This is a genomic window from Janthinobacterium sp. 64 (assembly GCF_002813325.1).
GTDB lineage: Bacteria > Pseudomonadota > Gammaproteobacteria > Burkholderiales > Burkholderiaceae_D > Janthinobacterium.
In genome coordinates, this window is the sequence record NZ_PHUG01000001.1 from 989,828 (window position 1) to 1,006,301 (window position 16,474).

The window sequence follows — 16,474 nt, forward strand, 5'->3', positions numbered from 1 at the left end:
TATGGAATTTGAAATTAAAAATATGGCTCTAGTATAGATTGCTGCAAGTCGTTACGCTGCATATCTTCACCATTTTGAAAGTGTCCCATGTCCGATGCCCTGCGCCTGCGCTGCGTATTTGCCTTCCTGATGTCGCTGCTCATGACCCTGCTGATGAGCGCCTGGGTCACCTGGCTCAATATCGGCCTGCAGAGCGACTTCCTGCCCCGCTGGCGCCATGCCTTCTTTGCCGCCTGGCCCGTGGCCTTCTGCGCCGTGATGCTGTTCGCGCCCCGCGTGCAGTTGATGAGCCGCAGTATCGTGGCACGCTTCGCCAACCAGCCTTAACCGGCAGTTGGCCGCCGCCGGTGTCACTCGGTTACTTCGGCCCACGGCCGTCCTGATCCGGGCTATGCTATGGCCGTCCTTGTTTTTACAGTGGAATGCCCATGCTCGATCACGTTTCCCTTACCGTTGCCGACCTGGACCGCGCCGAGCGCTTCTACGACGCCATCTTCGCCGCGCTGGGCGTGCCCAAGGTGGGCAGCGACCATGCCCATGCCTGGATAGGCTACGGCGAGCGCAGCGATGCCGGGCACCCCGAACGCAGCTATTTTTCCGTGCGCCTGGGCCCCAGTCCCGACGACGCGCCACGCCGCCACTGCTGCTTCAAGGCCGCCTCGCGCGCGGCCGTGGAAGCGTTCTGGCATGCGGGCCTGGCGCATGGAGGCATCGACCTGGGCGCGCCCGGTCTGCGCCACTATCACGCCAGCTATTACGCGGCCTTCCTGTTCGATCCGGACGGCAACCGCATCGAAGCCGTCTGCCATCGCGCCGACGCCGGCTGACAGCACGGGAAATACGCCTCTGTTCGGCATTTCCACTTCGATACGTTTTGCCTATAATGGCTGGCAAGCCCTACCCGTCCGCGGTCCGTGCACCAAGAAGGAGATTCATGCATCATCTATTCGTCGGCCGCCCCAAGCACACCATGCTCCTCTCCAGCGCCGGCTTGCTGCTGGCAGGCTGTTTTTCCGGTTGCTCGCTGCTGCCATCGTCGCCAGTCATGCCCGGCGTGCCCGCCACGGCCGCCCTGCCCGACGCCAGCATCGCCTACACCTTGAGCGGCCAGGGCGGCTTGCCCGTGGTCTTCCAGTCAGCCATGGGCGACGGCAAGGATGTGTGGGCCAAGGTGGTGCCCGAAGTGGCAAAACAGCACCGCGTGCTCGTCTACGACCGCCCCGGCTACGGCGACAGCAAAAAAACCACCACACCGCGCGATCCGTGCACCATCGCCGCCCAGCAGCGCGCCCTGCTGGCGCAAGCAGGTTTGAAACCACCGTATGTGCTGGTCGGCCATGGCTTGGGCGGGCTGTACCAGTATGTGTATGCCAGGCTGTACCCGCAGGACGTGGCCGGCCTGGTCTTGCTCGACCCCACGCACCCGCAGCAATGGAACCGGATGCAGACGGACGCGTCTACCTACGCCATGCTCGTCAAAACGCGGCGCAAACTCATGTTCAACAGTACGGAATCGGCCGAATTCGATGCCCAGACGCAGTGCCTGCAGCATGTCGACATGAGCAGCCCGCTGCGCATCCCCGCCATGCTGCTGGTGCGCGACAAGTTCGGCATCGAGGAAATGGGTTCGTTCGAGAACGTGATGCGGGCCCAGGAAAAGGATTGGCAACGCCTGTCCGGCGCGCCGGCCATCGAGCGCATCACGGGCGCCGGCTACTACATCCAGAAAGACAACCCCGTCATCGTCAACGAGGCGGTCAAGATGGTGGCGAAGAAGAAGTAGTGGCGTCGGATTACGCGGCGTACCGCCGCTAATCCGACCTACGCCGACTTAGAACGCCTAACAAAACATCTCTACGCCCTCCAACAGATGCGCCGCTTCGAGTCATCTGGCCAAGCTCAGCGTTTTTTGTCGGCGCATGGCCCGATCAACAACACTTTCCGGTGCCAGCGCAACCGCTTGCCAGCGGATTGGTACCGGCACGTCCGTATGCAGGCATTTTTTTTCATGGAATGAGGTCACAGACGTAGCAAAAAACGCCGAATCCGTGACACCGTGTTACCCCATCAACGGCAATTTCGCTTGGAATTCTACAACTCGTCGCCCCGGTTCATCAAGTTGACATTACCCGTGTGCCTGTTTATCTATAGGAAATTTTGCGATAATGACGATATTGACACAGAGGAAAGAAAATCATCATGGTATCGGCAATTGGTTCGGGTAACGCGGTGAGCACGGCCCCCAGCAGCGGCGGATCCACTAGCGCCAAGCAGATCGCCGCACTGCAAGAGCAGATCAAGGGGGCGCAAGAGCAGTTGAAGGAGTCGCAGAAGGGCGAACAGACGGACGCGTCGAAAAAGATGCAGAAGCAACTGGCGCAGCAGATACAGTTGCTGCAGGCGCTGATCGCGCAATTGCAAGCGCAAGCGGCTCAACAGGCGCAGCAGAAACAGGACAGCCAGCCAGCCAGCGGCACCGATACCGGCAACAGCGCAGCGCGCTCGCCCACCTCGACCTTGGGCAACACTATCGACACCGAGGCTTAAGAACGCCTAACAAAACGTCGTCCAGAGAAACAAACGGCGCCGAAGCTGGCCCAACCCACCTGACATCATTTTCGGGGGGCCGCGCCATGGCTAAATCACTTCTTCCTGACGACCTGTGGGCGCTGATTCAGCCTTTGCTACCAGCACATCGTCCTTCTCCCAAAGGCGGGCGTCCTCGCATTGACGACCGCCCGCCTTGACCGGCATCCTGTTCGTCCTCAAGACCGGTTTGCCTTGGGAATACCTTCCCCGTGAACTGGGTTGCGGCAGCGGCATGAGTTGCTGGCGGCGCCTGCATGCCTGGCAACAGGCGGGTAGCTGGCAACGCATCCATGACGCCATGCTGCAGCACTTGCGGGAATACGACCAGATTCAGTGGGAATGCGCTAGTGTCGACTCGGCCAGCGTGCCATCCCCCCCTCGGCGGACCGCATACCGGCCCCAATCGCACCGACCGCGGCAAGCTCGGTTGCAAGCACCATCTGCTCGTCGATCAACGCGCACTGCCTCTGGTGGCGAGCATATCGGGGGCTCAGGTACATGATTCCCGCATGCTGATTCCACTGCTTGAAGCCGTCCCTTCAGTAGCAGGGCTTGCGGGCCGGCCACGCAAACGTCCTGCCAAATTGCATGCCGACAAGGCCTATGCTTCGCGTGCCCATCGGGCCTGGTTGCGTAGCCGTGGCATCGCTCCACGCATAGCCCGCTACGGTATCGAGTCGCGCGAACGGCTGGGAAAATGGCGCTGGGTGGTCGAACGCACACTGGGCTGGCTTCACCGTTTCCGCCGCCTGCGTATCCGCTACGAGCGCCAAGCTGATATCCATCAGCCATTCCTGTCACTTGCCTGCATACTCATCTGCTGGAGATATATTCAGCGGTTTTGTTAGGCGCTCTTACTCAGTAGGTCGGATTTGCGTGGCGACGCCGCGCGTAATCCGACAACATCGGGCGTCAACGGTAGTGCCGGATTAGCTATTAAAACCCTTCCCCTCGCCCGCCAGTTGCACCAGCAGGGGCGCCGGCGTCCACGCTTCGCCATGGCGGCCTTTCGCGTAGCCGGCAATCGAATCGAGCACGTTCGGCAAGCCGACCGTGTCCGCATAGAACATGGGGCCGCCGCGGAACAGGGGGAAGCCGTAGCCCGTCAGATACACCATGTCGATGTCCGAGGCGCGCAAGGCGATGCCCTCTTCGAGGATGCGCGCGCCTTCATTGACGAGCGCATACACGAGCCGCTCGACGATTTCCTGGTCGCTGATCTTGCGCCGCGCCACGCCGATGTCGGCCGAGTGCTGGATGATCATCGCGTTCACTTGCTCCGAAGCATACGCCTTGCGGTCGCCCGGCTTGTAGTCGTACCAGCCGGCGCCCGTCTTCTGGCCATAGCGCCCCAGTTCGCACAGCAGATCAGCCGTCTTCGAATACGTCACGTCCGGTTTTTCCACATAGCGGCGCTTGCGGATGGCCCAGCCGATGTCGTTGCCGGCCAGGTCGCCCATGCGGAACGGGCCCATGGCGAAGCCGAATTTCTCGACCGCCTTGTCGACTTGCTCCGGCAGACAGCCTTCTTCCAGCAGGAAACCGGCTTGCCGGCTGTATTGCTCGATCATGCGGTTGCCGATGAAACCGTCGCACACGCCCGAGACGACACCTGTTTTCTTGAGCTTTTTCGACAGCGCCAGCGCCGTGGCCAACACGTCCTTGCCCGTTTCCTTGCCGCGGACGATTTCCAGCAGTTTCATCACATTTGCCGGGCTGAAGAAATGCGTGCCGATCACGTCTTGCGGGCGTTTCGTGAACGCGGCGATCTTGTCCAGGTCCAACGTGGACGTGTTCGAGGCGAGGATGGCGCCCGGCTTCATGACGGCGTCCAGTTGTTTGAACACGCTTTCCTTCACGCCCAGTTCCTCGAAGACGGCTTCGATGACGATGTCCGCTTGCGCAATGTCGGCATACGCCAGCGTGCCGGAAACGAGCGCGATCCGCTGCTCGGCCTTCTCTTGCGTGAGCTTGCCCTTCTTGACCGTGTTCTCGTAATTCTTGCGTATCGTGGCCAGGCCCTTGTCGAGCGCTTCCTGTTTTGTTTCCAGCAGCATCACGGGAATGCCCGCGTTGGCGAAATTCATGGCGATGCCGCCGCCCATGGTGCCGGCGCCGACGATGGCCGCGCTGGCGATGCTGCGCACGGGCGTGTCGGATGGCACGTCGGGCACCTTGCTGGCAACGCGTTCGGCAAAGAAGGCGTGGCGCAAGGCTTTCGACTCGGGCGACTGCACCAGCTGCATGAACAGTTCGCGCTCGTACTTCAAGCCGTCGTCGAATTTCATCGTCACGGCGGCCGCCACGGCATCGACGCATTTCAGCGGCGCGGGGAACGGGCCGGACATGGCCTTGACGGTATTGCGCGAAAACTGCAAAAACGCTTCGTGGTTCGGGTAATCGACCTTGCGCTCGCGCACTTTCGGCAGCGGGCGCACATCGGCCACTTTCGTGGCGAAGGCCACGGCGGCTTGCAACAAGTCGGCGCCAGGCGCGATGACTTCGTCAAACAAGGCCGTGCCGGCCAGTTTCTCGGACGCCACGGGCGTGCCGGAGACGATCATATTCAGGGCCATTTCCAGGCCCAGCACACGCGGCAGGCGCTGCGTGCCACCCGCGCCCGGCAAGATGCCGAGTTTAACTTCCGGCAAGGCCATCTGCGCGCCAGGCGCGGCCACGCGGTAGTTGCAACCGAGCGCCAGCTCCAGGCCGCCGCCCATGCAGACGCTGTGGATGGCCGCCACCACCGGCTTGGTCGATTGCTCGACGACGTTGATCAGGGTGTGCAGGGTCGGTTCCGTGAGCGCCTTGGGCGAATTGAATTCCTTGATGTCGGCGCCGCCCGAAAAGGCCTTGCCGGCGCCCGTAATGACGATGGCTTTGACGGTCTCGTCCGCCAGCGCCTGGCGGATGCCGGCCACGGCGGCCGTGCGCGTCGCCAGGCCCAGGCCATTGACGGGCGGGTTGGCCAGGGTAATGACGGCAACGGCGCCGTTCACTTGATATTCAGCACTCATGTCTCTTCCTTACTGGTGTATTGGTTTTTGCTTGGCGATGAGGTAGTTGCAAGGGATGAAGCTTCACTATACCGCACAAAAGAACGATCGTATTATTTTTGTCGCGGCGCGCAGTAACGGCACCGGCGCCGGCCATCATGGTACAACAGCACTCCATCCTTGCGCGCCGCCTCGGTTACATGCCGGGCAGCTGGTGTCCCTTGAACTGCTCGCGCAGCTTGTTCTTCTGGATCTTGCCCGTGGCGCCCATGGGCAAGGCGTCGATGAACAGCACGTCGTCCGGCGTCCACCACTTGGCGATCTTGCCTTCAAAAAATTGCAGCAAGGCCTCGCGCGTCACCGTCATGCCGGGACGCAGCACGACGACGAGCACGGGCCGTTCATCCCATTTCGGGTGGAATACGCCGATGCAGGCCGCCTGCAGCACGGCCGGATGGGCCATGGCCAGGTTTTCCAGGTCGATGGTGCCGATCCACTCGCCGCCCGACTTGATCACGTCCTTGCTGCGGTCCGTGATCTGCATGTAGCCGTCCGTGTCGATGGTGGCCACGTCGCCCGTGGGGAACCAGCCATCCTGCAGCACGTCGCCGCCCTCGTTCTTGTAATACGACGAGATGATCCACGGCCCTTTCACCAGCAAGTGGCCATACGCCACGCCATCCCACGGCAATTCCTTGCCGTCGTCGTCGACGATCTTCATGTCCACGCCGTAAATCGCATGGCCCTGCTTTTGCAGGATCTTGCGCTGCTCGTCCTTCGGCAAGTCCAGGTGCCTGGTCTGCAAGCCGCCCGCCGTGCCCAGCGGCGACATTTCCGTCATGCCCCAGGCGTGGATGACTTCCACGTCGAACTGGTCGATCAGGGTATCCATCATCGCTGGCGGGCACGCCGCGCCGCCGATCACCGTGCGGCGGAAAGTGGAAAATTTCAAGTTATTCTGCAAGGCGTGATTCAGCAGCCCCAGCCAGACGGTGGGCACGCCGGCCGAGAACGTCACTTTTTCCGCCTCGAACAGTTCGTAGAGCGACTTGCCATCGAGCGCCGCGCCGGGAAACACCATGCGCGCGCCGGACAGGGGCACGGAATACGGCAAGCCCCAGGCATTCACGTGGAACATGGGCACGACGGGCAGCACCGTATCGGAGGCGCGCACGTTCAGGCCGCTGGGCATGGCCGACGCATACGCGTGCAGCACGGTCGAGCGGTGCGAATACAGGGCGCCCTTGGGGTTGCCCGTCGTGCCCGACGTATAGCACAGGGTGGCAGCCGCATTTTCGTCGAACAGGGGCCACGTGTAATCGTCCGAATGCGTGGCGATCAAGTCTTCATAGCACAGCAGGTCGGGGATGGTGCTGCTGGCGGGCATGCGTTCGCGGTCGCACATCAGCACGAAGTGACGGACGAAGGTGCAGTCGGCGGCGATCTTTTCCACCACGGGCAAAAAGGTCAGATCAAACAATAAAACCTGGTCTTCGGCATGGTTCGAGATGTAGGCGATCTGGTCGGGAAACAGGCGCGGATTGATCGTGTGCAGTACGGCGCCCGAGCCGGACACGGCATAGTACGCTTCCAGGTGCCGGTAGCCATTCCAGGCCAGCGTGGCGACGCGGTCGCCCATGCCGACACCGAGGCCATGCAAGGCGTTCGCCAGCCGGCGCGCGCGCTGGTGGCAATCGCGGTAGGTGTAGCGGTGCATATCGCCCTCCACCCGCCGCGAAATGATTTCGCTGCCTGCATAATGACGCGCTGCAAACTCGATAATGCTGGAAATCAGCAGGGGCTGATTCATCATCTGGCCCATCACTGGACTCAAGGGAAATGCCGACATCGTGTCTCCTGGGCTGGCTACTCGGTTATTGTAGGAATTTAAAGATTTTCCCTAGTTTCGTACGGTCGTGCGGAAATCGTCAACGCATTTCGATATTGCATTGCAGCATGGAATTTCTGATTCCGTTTTTGCCGTGCGGGCGTCCGGCACGAACCTTCGCGCCGTGCGGTAAAATCGCATTCCAGGCTGGCGCACCGTGCCGGTCCATCTTACTGACTGGAATTGCCATCACCGCTCATACCTTACCACTGGATAACGCCTTTGCGGCCTTGCCGCCCGCGTTCTATACGCGGCTGATGCCCACGCCCCTGCCCGCCCCGTATTTCGTGGCCGCCAGTGCGCCGGCAGCAAGCCTGATCGGCCTCGATGCGGCGCGCCTGGCCGAGCCCGGCTTTGTGGAGCTGCTGAGCGGCAATGCCGTGGCCGAGCGCTCGCTGCCCCTGGCGGCCGTGTATTCGGGCCACCAGTTCGGCGTCTGGGCCGGCCAGCTCGGCGATGGCCGCGCCATCTTGCTGGGCGATATCGCCACCGAACATGGCCCGATGGAGCTGCAGCTGAAAGGCGCCGGCGCCACGCCGTATTCGCGCATGGGCGACGGACGCGCCGTGCTGCGCTCGTCCATCCGCGAATTCCTGTGCTCGGAAGCCATGGCGGCGCTGGGCATACCCACGTCGCGCGCGCTGTCCATCATGGGTTCGCAGCAAGGCATCATGCGCGAAACCGTCGAGACTGCCGCCGTCGTGACGCGCATGGCGCCCAGTTTTGTTCGCTTCGGCTCGTTCGAACACTGGTTTTACCGCAAGAAACCGGACGAGCTGAAAATCCTCGCCGATTACGTCATTGACAGCTTCTACCCCCACTTGCGCGCTGCGGCAAATCCATACCAGGCCTTGCTGGCCGAGGTGTGCGTGCGCACGGCGCACATGATTGCGCATTGGCAAGCTGTGGGCTTCATGCATGGCGTCATGAATACGGACAATATGTCGATCCTGGGCCTGACCCTCGATTACGGCCCGTTCGGCTTCATGGAAGCGTTCGATACCGAGCACATCTGCAACCACACAGACCAGCAAGGCCGCTATTCCTACGCCAACCAGCCGCAGGTGGGCCACTGGAATTGCTATGCGCTGGGCCAGGCCCTGCTGCCGCTGATCGGCGAAGTGGCCGAGGCGCAAGCGGCGCTGGACACGTACCAGAGCGCCTTTGCGGAGAAGATGAATACCTTGCTGCGCGCCAAGCTGGGCTTGCGCACGCAACACGACGACGATACGCAACTATTCGACAGCATGTTTGCGCTGATGCAAACCAACCACGTGGATTTCACCAACTTCTTCCGCACCCTGGCGACACTGCAAGTAGATGCTCCCGAGCACGACACGGTGCTGCGCGACATGTTCATCGACCGCCCCGCCTTCGATACATGGGCGGCGCAATACCGCACGCGCCTGCGGCAGGAGCACAGCGTCGATGCCGAAAGGCAAGAGGCGATGAACCTGGTCAACCCGAAATACGTGCTGCGCAACTACCTGGCGCAAGTGGCCATCGAAAAAGCCCAGCAGCACGATTACACGGAAGTGGCGACATTGCTGGAAATACTGCAAAAGCCATTTGACGAACAGCCCGAACACCAGCACTATGCGGCCCTGCCGCCCGACTGGGCCAGCCACCTTGAAGTCAGTTGCTCATCCTGAGGAGTCATTATGACCACGAATAAAGTCAAAAAAACCGACGCCGAATGGCGCGCCATGCTCGACGCGATGCAATACGAAGTCACGCGCCATGCGGCCACGGAACGGGCCTTCACGGGCAAGTTCTGGGACCACCACGAACACGGCGTCTACACCTGCGTCTGCTGCAACACGCCCCTGTTCGCGTCGGATACGAAGTTCGATTCGGGCTGCGGCTGGCCCAGCTATTTCCAGGCCCTGGACCCGGCCAACGTGACGGAGATCACCGACCGCAGCCACGGCATGCTGCGCACGGAAATCATCTGCGCCGTCTGCGACGCCCACCTGGGCCACGTCTTCCCGGACGGCCCGCCGCCGACCGGCTTGCGCTATTGCATCAATTCGGCATCGTTGCGCTTCGATCCGCAGCCTTGATGCCCCAGGAATGAGCATGGAGCACGAATGTTGCTCCTAAGTCATTCCTAAGATGTTTACACCACGATCATAGTAAAGTCTCGCCATGAAATTTCTATTCGACCTATTCCCCCTGATCGCCTTCTTCGCCGCCTTCAAGCTGGGCGGCATGTATGAAGCGGCCACGCACGATTTCGTGCAGCAATATCTGTCCGGCTTCGTGTCTGGCGGCCTGATCAAGGCCGACCAGGCGCCGTGGATACTCGCCACCCTGGTCGGCATCGTCGCCACCGCCTGCCAGGTCAGCTATCTGCTGCTGCGCGGGCGCAAGGTGGACGGCATGCTGTGGCTGTCGCTGTTCATCTTTGTCGTGTTCGGCGGCGCCAGCATTTACCTGCATGACGATTTCTTCCTGAAATGGAAGCCGACCCTGATCTACTGGCTGTCCGGCCTGGCCCTGCTGATCGCCCATGTGGGATTCAAGAAAAACCTGATCCGCAAGACCATGGAAGCGCAGGTGCAATTGCCCGAAGTTGTGTGGAACCAGCTGCTGGCGGCCTGGATCATCTTCTTCGGCGCCCTCGGCGCGCTCAATTTGTTCGTCGCCTTCGTGCTGTACAAGGGCGACATGGCCGCCTGGGTCAGTTTTAAAGCGTTTGGCGCGACGGGCATCTTCTTTGCCTTCATCGTGGCGCAAACCCTGTTCCTGGCCAAACATATCAAGGAAGACGCATAATGACGAACGACACGACAACGCGCATGGAGCGCATTCGCACCCGCCTGGAAACGGCACTTTCCCCTCTGGAATGCGTGCTGGAAGACGACTCGGCGCGCCACCGGGGCCATGCGGGCGCCGCCTCGGGCGGAGGCCATTACAATCTACGCATTATTTCTAGTCAATTTGAGGGGCTCAGGCTCGTCATGCGCCATCGACTGGTGTATGATTCCGTGCACGATATGATGCATAATGAGATACATGCATTGGCGATTGTGGCCCTGGCGCCGTCCGAAGTAGTGTAAGGATGGCGTTTTGGCGTACCCGAGCCATGTTATGAATTCTTTCCATGCGTTTTTTACGAAACTTTCCCTAACAGGATTTAATAATGACTTTTAAGCCAGCCCGCTTGCTGATCGCACTACTCGCCGTTGTCGCGGTACCTGTTTTTGCGCAAAATGTTGCCGTTGTTAATGGCAAGCCTATCCCATCGTCGCGCGTTGATGCAGTCGTCAAGCAAGTCGTCGCCCAAGGCCAGCAACCGGATTCGCCGCAACTGCGCGAAGCCATCAAGAAAGACTTGATCGGCCGTGAAGTGCTGATGCAAGAAGCGGAAAACAAAGGTTTCGGTAAAGATGCAGCCGTCAAGCAGCAAATCGAGAACGCGCGCCAGGCCATCGTCATCAACGCCCTGGTCGGCGACTACCTGAAAAAGAACCCCGTCAACGACGCTGAAATCAAGGCCGAATACGACAAGTTCGTGGCCCAGACGGGCGACAAGGAATACCATGTGCGCCACATTCTGGTCGGCACCGAAGCGGAAGCGAAAGACATCATCGCCAAGCTGAAGGGCGGCGCCAAGTTCGAAGACCTGGCCAAGCAATCGAAAGATGCCGGTTCGGCCGACAATGGCGGCGACCTGGACTGGGCAGCTCCATCGTCGTTCCCGAAAGTATTCTCGGACGCTTTCGTGAAACTGCAAAAAGGCCAGGTCACCGACACCCCGGTGCAAACGCCTAACGGTTTCCACGTGATCAAGCTGGACGACACCCGCGCTGCCAAGCTGCCGACCCTGGAAGAAGTCAAGCCACAGATCGCCGAAGCGCTGCAGCAAAAGAAACTGCAAGCGTATCAGGAAGAAATGATCAAAAAAGCAAAAGTTCAGTAAGCACTGACCTCCCCGGCGCCCTTTTCGGCGCCGGTCGTGTATTCTGCGCCTGAATGCGCACTGCGCGACAGTCGCGATCTTTTTGTACCGGTTTTTGTATACTTATTAGGAATAAACATGATTTTGAAGCCAGCCCGCCTGATCTTAGCCCTGGTCGCCGTCGTCGCGATCCCTGCGTTCGCGCAAAACGTCGCCACTGTGAATGGCAAGGCCATCCCGTCGTCGCGCGTCGACCAGGTCGTCAAGCAAGTCGTCGCCCAAGGCAAGCAAGCCGATTCGCCGCAATTGCGCGAAGCCATCAAGAAAGACCTGATCGGCCGTGAAGTGCTGATCCAGGAAGCCGACAAGCAAGGCTACGGCACGCGTGCGGAAATCAAGTCGCAGATCGACAATGCCCGTCAAAGCATCATCATCAACGCTCTGCTGGCCGACTACGTCAAGAAGAACCCTGTCAAGGACGCTGAAATCAAGGCCGAGTACGACAAGTTCAAGGCACAAGCGGGCGACAAGGAATACCATGCACGCCACATCCTGGTGGCCACCGAAGCGGAAGCGAAAGACATCATCGCCAAGCTGAAAGGCGGCGCCAAGTTCGAAGAACTGGCAAAAGTATCGAAAGACGGTTCTGCAGCCAATGGCGGCGACCTGGACTGGGCTAGCCCAGCTTCGTACGTAAAACCATTCTCCGACGCCATGGTCGCCCTGAAACCAGGCCAAGTCACGCAAACGCCCGTGCAATCGCAATTCGGCTTCCACGTGATCAAGCTGGAAGAAACCCGTCCGACGAAGCTGCCATCACTGGAAGAAGTCAAGGGCCAGGTGGCCGAGTCGCTGCAACAGAAGAAACTCGCCGCTTACCGCGATGAGTTGATGAAGAAGGCAAAAATCCAATAATATTGGATGAAGATGAAAAGGCGCTCCACGGAGCGCCTTTTTTACGCCTGAACAGGGGAAAAACAGCATGGACTTGCACGCGGAATTAAAAATCGCACTCGAAGCGGCTGCCGAACCGGGCCGCGCGGCGCCCATGCAGGCGTATATGCGCGACCAGTTCGTGTTCCTGGGCGTGGCGGCACCACAGCGGCGCCTGGCCGCCAGGGGCTTGCTGGCGGGCTTGAAAGGCATCGATGCCGATGTGCTGCTGGAACACGCGCAGCGGCTGTGGCAGCAGCCGCAGCGCGAATACCAGCACGTGGCGCTCGACATGCTGGACATGCACTGGCGCCAGCTGGGCGTCGATCACATCCCCGCCCTGCTCGGCCTGGCGCGCCAGCGCGCATGGTGGGACAGCGTCGACGGCATGGCGGGCATCGTCGGCGAGGTGCTGCAGGCGGAACAGCGGCGCGGCGGCGACGGCCATGCGCACATGGATGAAGCCTTGCGCCACATGGATTTCTGGCTGCGCCGCATCGCCATGCTGCACCAACTGGGCTGGCGCGCCGACACGGATGCCGGCTGGCTATTTGACGCGGCGCTGGCGCTGGCGCACGAAGACGCATTTTTCATCCGCAAGGCCATCGGCTGGGCCCTGCGCGATTACGCGCGCCATGCGCCGGCAGAGGTGCTAGCTTTTGCCACGCAGCACCGCCAGCAACTATCGCCGCTCAGCTACCGCGAAGCGCTGAAGCACCAGCCACCTTGAACGCCGATCCGCCCAGCAGACGCAGGGCGGCGTCGATGCGGGGACCGGCATCCCAGGCCGGCACGGGCGCCAGCAAACCCAGCGCCATCTGCCGCAGCGGTTCGGCAATCACCATCGCCAGCAGCAAGCCGGCCAGCTCCGACGCATCGCCGAGCATCACGTGGCCCCGCGCCGCCTGGCGAGCCAGCCAGTCGGCCAGCATGGCCGTGCCCCGCTCGATGCCGTTGCGTTGATAGACAACCAGTAAATCCGCGCGCGCGGGAAACTCCGTGCACAGCAGGCGGAACAAGCCGACGGCATCCGCCGTCAGCACGCGCGCCGCCATCGCCTGCAAGATCTCCTTCAATAAGGGCAGCACTTCACCGGGCGCGGCCGCATCGTGCGCCATCGCCGGCAAAAAGGCGTCCGTCCAGCCGCGCACCACCAGGGCGACCAGTTCCTCGCGGTTGGCCGCATATTGATACAGCGACTTCTTGGCCATGCCCGCGTGGCGCGCCACCGCTTCCATGGTCGTGGCCGCATAGCCTTCGTGCAGCAACAGCCATCTGGCCGCCTGCACGGCCGCCTCGCGCGCTTCCTCGGGCGGGCGCGCCGGACGGCCCCGTCCACGCACAGCCTTGCTCTCTTGTTCCTGCATGCCATCTCCCAGCTTGATCGATAAGCAATTTTACACTGAAACATATTTTGGAAACGTTTTACGTTTCTTTAATATATAATTATCTCACCCCAACAAAGGAGAACGACATGACGCAGCCTATTGCATTCCCATGGAACATCACCAACACGGGCGACTTGCTCGATCCATTTCCTCTGCACCTGGAAACGGGTATCACGCGCCTGCCCGACGGTTGCCTGCTGGTGGCGGCGCGCACGGAACTGCACGGCTGCAGCGGACGCATGCTGGACTGGTGGTTTACGTTTTTCGAGACGACGCAGCACATCAAGTGGTGGCATCCGCACGACCACGTGGCCCATCACGGCTGGAACAGCGCGTGGAAAAAGGGAGAGAGTTATTACGGCGCTTCGATCGAGGCGGTGGAGTCCTTGGGCGACATTGCGCCCGTAAAAGCCAAGCTGAAATTCCATGATCCGAAGGAAGTCTTCGACCCGGTGCAGCTGCAGCAGGCACGCGACAGCGGCGCGCTGTCGGCCGCCATCTGCGCGCGCATCGGCTTTGGCGAGCACGTGCAACTGGACCCGCACGGTGACCCGCTCGACGGCGAAATGCTGCACCTGACGCGCGACACGCCCACGGGCTGCGTGCTGCGCAGTCGCTTCTTGCTGGGCCGCAACAGCCTCGATCCCGTGCGCGACGTACCCGACGTGCTGGGCCTGAACCTGCTGCGCCATTGCTACAGCGAATTTACCTATCTGTCGCGCTTTTTGCCGTCGCTGTATTACGGCGAGCACGCCAATGGAGAGCAAGCACCATTGCCTTGGTAACGCAGCCTTACAGCCGCTTGTGCATGCGCGCCAGCGGCAACTGGATGCCATCGGGCAAGTCCAGGTAAAAATCTTCCGTGACAGCAAAGCCGCTGGCCAGGTACAGCGGCACGCCGGGCAAGGTAGCAGCCAGTTCCAGTGCCGTAAAACCGGCGGCCAGCGCCTGGCGCTCGCAATGGCGCATCAGCATGCTGCCCAGGCCCTGGCGCGCGGCGCCTGGCTCGACAAAAAAGGCGCGGATGCGGCCCGGCTGGCTGGCCGGGTCGAGCAGCGGGTCCGGCCCGCTCTTGGCGCGGTCGGCGCCGTACAGGGTGGCGCGCTGGCTCCAGCCGCCGCAGGCCAGCATGGCGCCGTCGCGCTCGATGACGAAATACGTCCGGTCGGCAACGAGCTGCGTATCGACGCCAAACACGTGGCGCGTCACGGCCTGCGCCTGTTTCGGCGTATAAAAGCCCGCGCTCAATGCCACGCCGGAGCGGGCGATCAGCGCATTCATGGCGGGCACATCGGCCGGCAGCGCCACGCGCAGGCACGTCAAAGTGCCAAAGCTGAACCAGGCACGGCGGATGCGGCCCCGCTCCACCTCATATGTCGCCACCAGTTCCTGCGCGGAAACACCGTCCGGCGTGTCGCCATGCACGATCTCATGGTCGATCACCAGCTTGCCGCAAGCGATGCGGTTGAGCAACTGCGCCTGTGGCCGGCTGACGGCGAAACGGGCCGTGAAACGGGGGCCGATCTGCGCGCTGCCCGTGGCCAGCAAGGTATCGGGGTGCTGGAATTGCTGTGCGTCATCGGCGTAGATGGCCAGCAAGGCGGGCACGTCGTGGGCGTTGTAGGCGTCCAATTGGGCCTGAACCACCGCCGTGGGCGAAATGCGTGTATCGTTGGCAAGCACCATGCGTGCACCTGTTTGATGTAGTTGGAAAGTTGCAAAGCGTAACATTGTCGCCCCTGTCGGGGCGCGGTTTACTGCGATAATAGCAAGATTCGCCTCAAGCAGCATGGTGGGGCGTCACCAATCAACCGTACGGCGCAATCGCACAAGCACAGCAGGAGTAAAAATCATGAAATGGCAAGGCAATCGCGAAAGCGACAATGTGGAAGACCACCGTGGCGAAGGTGACGGCGGAGGCAGCGGCGGCGGGGGCGGCTTTGGCTTTGGCGGGCGTTCGATCGGCATCGGCACCATCGTCATCGCCCTCGTCGGCTCGTACGTGCTGGGCGTCAATCCCCTGACCTTGCTGAATCTGCTCAGCGGCGGTGGCGGCCAGGTCAGCACCCAGCAAAGCCAGTCACCGGCGCGCCAGCCGCCTGAATCGGATGAGATGGCCCGCTTCGTGAAAACCGTGCTGGCCGATACGGAAGACACATGGGGCGCCCTGTTCAAGGCCGAAGGGGGCACCTATGTGCAACCGAAGCTGTCGCTGTTTTCGGGCAGCATCCCGACGGCCTGTGGCACGGGCCAGAGCGCCAGCGGGCCGTTCTATTGCCCCGGCGACCAGAAAGTCTATCTGGACCTCGACTTCTTCAAGCTGATGCAGCAGCGCTTCAAGGTGTCGGGCGAATTTGCGCAAGCGTATGTGATCGCGCATGAAGTGGGCCACCACGTGCAAAACCTGCTGGGCTTGTCTGAGAAGGTCGACAAGGCGCGCCGCACGCAATCGGAGCGCCAGGCCAACGCCATGTCCGTGCGCCTGGAATTGCAGGCCGACTGCTTTGCCGGCGTATGGGCCTTCCACGCGAACGCCGACCGCAAGATCCTGGAACAGGGCGATGTGGAAGCGGCCCTGAAAGCGGCCACGGCCATCGGTGACGATGCGCTGCAGCGCCAGGCGCAAGGCCACGTCGTGCCCGACTCGTTTACGCACGGCACTTCGGAACAGCGCGTGCGCTGGTTCAGCAAGGGCATCGAAAGCGGCCAGATTTCCCATTGCAATACGTTCGAGGCGCGCCAGCTGTAATGCAGGCAAAGCCAGCATGCCGCCTGG

Annotated in this window: 17 protein-coding genes and 1 pseudogene; 14 read left to right on the forward strand and 4 right to left on the reverse strand. The window is 61.4% G+C overall.

What is annotated here, in order from left to right; translation table 11 throughout:
- Positions 1-87: 87 nt before the first annotated feature.
- The 5 genes and pseudogenes from CLU91_RS04295 (at position 88) to CLU91_RS04315 (ending at position 3,437) form a co-directional block, all read left to right on the forward strand.
- Entirely contained in the window at positions 88-327 is a 240-nt protein-coding gene (locus CLU91_RS04295) for a DUF2798 domain-containing protein (RefSeq protein WP_100873142.1), read from the forward strand.
- Positions 328-422: 95 nt separating this feature from the next.
- The gene (locus CLU91_RS04300) at positions 423-827 is read left to right on the forward strand and encodes a VOC family protein (protein WP_198521241.1); all 405 of its coding nucleotides are present in this window, start codon (positions 423-425) and stop codon (positions 825-827) included.
- A 107-nt stretch (positions 828-934) separates the two neighbouring features.
- Complete coding sequence (locus tag CLU91_RS04305; protein WP_157814585.1) at positions 935-1,783, forward strand: alpha/beta fold hydrolase; 849 nt, start codon at positions 935-937, stop codon at positions 1,781-1,783.
- 416 nt (positions 1,784-2,199) lie between these two features.
- The gene (locus CLU91_RS04310; protein ID WP_100873145.1) at positions 2,200-2,547 is read left to right on the forward strand and encodes a FlxA-like family protein; all 348 of its coding nucleotides are present in this window, start codon (positions 2,200-2,202) and stop codon (positions 2,545-2,547) included.
- Between the two features lie 86 nt (positions 2,548-2,633).
- A pseudogene (locus CLU91_RS04315) lies at positions 2,634-3,437 on the forward strand (IS5 family transposase).
- 81 nt (positions 3,438-3,518) lie between these two features.
- Here CLU91_RS04315 and CLU91_RS04320 read toward each other — a convergent pair.
- Positions 3,519-5,606, reverse strand: coding sequence for a 3-hydroxyacyl-CoA dehydrogenase NAD-binding domain-containing protein (locus tag CLU91_RS04320; RefSeq protein ID WP_100873146.1), 2,088 nt, complete (start codon positions 5,604-5,606; stop codon positions 3,519-3,521).
- Between the two features lie 175 nt (positions 5,607-5,781).
- The gene (locus CLU91_RS04325; protein WP_100873147.1) at positions 5,782-7,434 is read right to left on the reverse strand and encodes a 3-(methylthio)propionyl-CoA ligase; all 1,653 of its coding nucleotides are present in this window, start codon (positions 7,432-7,434) and stop codon (positions 5,782-5,784) included.
- Between the two features lie 107 nt (positions 7,435-7,541).
- On the opposite strand from CLU91_RS04325, the gene CLU91_RS04330 reads away from it, so the two are divergent.
- The 7 genes from CLU91_RS04330 (at position 7,542) to CLU91_RS04360 (ending at position 13,040) form a co-directional block, all read left to right on the forward strand.
- Positions 7,542-9,125, forward strand: coding sequence for a protein adenylyltransferase SelO (locus tag CLU91_RS04330; protein WP_442906406.1), 1,584 nt, complete (start codon positions 7,542-7,544; stop codon positions 9,123-9,125).
- 9 nt (positions 9,126-9,134) lie between these two features.
- Positions 9,135-9,536, forward strand: a complete 402-nt coding sequence (msrB, locus tag CLU91_RS04335) for a peptide-methionine (R)-S-oxide reductase MsrB (RefSeq protein WP_100873148.1) — start codon at positions 9,135-9,137, stop codon at positions 9,534-9,536.
- An 85-nt stretch (positions 9,537-9,621) separates the two neighbouring features.
- Positions 9,622-10,251 carry a septation protein A gene (locus tag CLU91_RS04340; protein ID WP_100873149.1) on the forward strand — a complete coding sequence of 210 codons (630 nt, stop codon included), beginning with the start codon at positions 9,622-9,624 and terminating at the stop codon, positions 10,249-10,251.
- The gene (locus CLU91_RS04345; RefSeq protein ID WP_100873150.1) at positions 10,251-10,535 is read left to right on the forward strand and encodes a BolA family protein; all 285 of its coding nucleotides are present in this window, start codon (positions 10,251-10,253) and stop codon (positions 10,533-10,535) included. Before CLU91_RS04340 ends, CLU91_RS04345 begins: the two co-directional genes overlap by 1 nt.
- 83 nt (positions 10,536-10,618) lie before the next feature.
- Positions 10,619-11,398, forward strand: coding sequence for a peptidylprolyl isomerase (locus CLU91_RS04350; RefSeq protein WP_100873151.1), 780 nt, complete (start codon positions 10,619-10,621; stop codon positions 11,396-11,398).
- Positions 11,399-11,515: 117 nt separating this feature from the next.
- Positions 11,516-12,292 (forward strand): peptidylprolyl isomerase, encoded by a 777-nt coding sequence (locus CLU91_RS04355; protein ID WP_100873152.1) that lies wholly within the window; start codon positions 11,516-11,518, stop codon positions 12,290-12,292.
- A gap of 67 nt (positions 12,293-12,359) precedes the next feature.
- Positions 12,360-13,040 (forward strand): DNA alkylation repair protein, encoded by a 681-nt coding sequence (locus tag CLU91_RS04360; protein WP_100873153.1) that lies wholly within the window; start codon positions 12,360-12,362, stop codon positions 13,038-13,040.
- Here the strand turns inward: CLU91_RS04360 and CLU91_RS04365 are convergent.
- Entirely contained in the window at positions 13,003-13,677 is a 675-nt protein-coding gene (locus CLU91_RS04365) for a TetR/AcrR family transcriptional regulator (RefSeq protein ID WP_100873154.1), read from the reverse strand. The genes CLU91_RS04360 and CLU91_RS04365 overlap by 38 nt on opposite strands.
- Before the next feature lie 107 nt (positions 13,678-13,784).
- On the opposite strand from CLU91_RS04365, the gene CLU91_RS04370 reads away from it, so the two are divergent.
- Complete coding sequence (locus tag CLU91_RS04370; RefSeq protein WP_198521242.1) at positions 13,785-14,483, forward strand: DAPG hydrolase family protein; 699 nt, start codon at positions 13,785-13,787, stop codon at positions 14,481-14,483.
- 7 nt (positions 14,484-14,490) lie between these two features.
- On the opposite strand, the gene CLU91_RS28385 is transcribed toward CLU91_RS04370, so the two are convergent.
- On the reverse strand, positions 14,491-15,384 hold the full coding sequence (locus CLU91_RS28385) for a GNAT family N-acetyltransferase (RefSeq protein ID WP_232730620.1): 894 nt from the start codon (positions 15,382-15,384) through the stop codon (positions 14,491-14,493).
- A 166-nt stretch (positions 15,385-15,550) separates the two neighbouring features.
- Here CLU91_RS28385 and ypfJ point away from each other — a divergent pair, with 166 nt between their 5' ends.
- Positions 15,551-16,447 (forward strand): KPN_02809 family neutral zinc metallopeptidase, encoded by an 897-nt coding sequence (gene ypfJ / locus CLU91_RS04380; RefSeq protein WP_100873156.1) that lies wholly within the window; start codon positions 15,551-15,553, stop codon positions 16,445-16,447.
- The last annotated feature ends 27 nt before the right edge of the window (positions 16,448-16,474 follow it).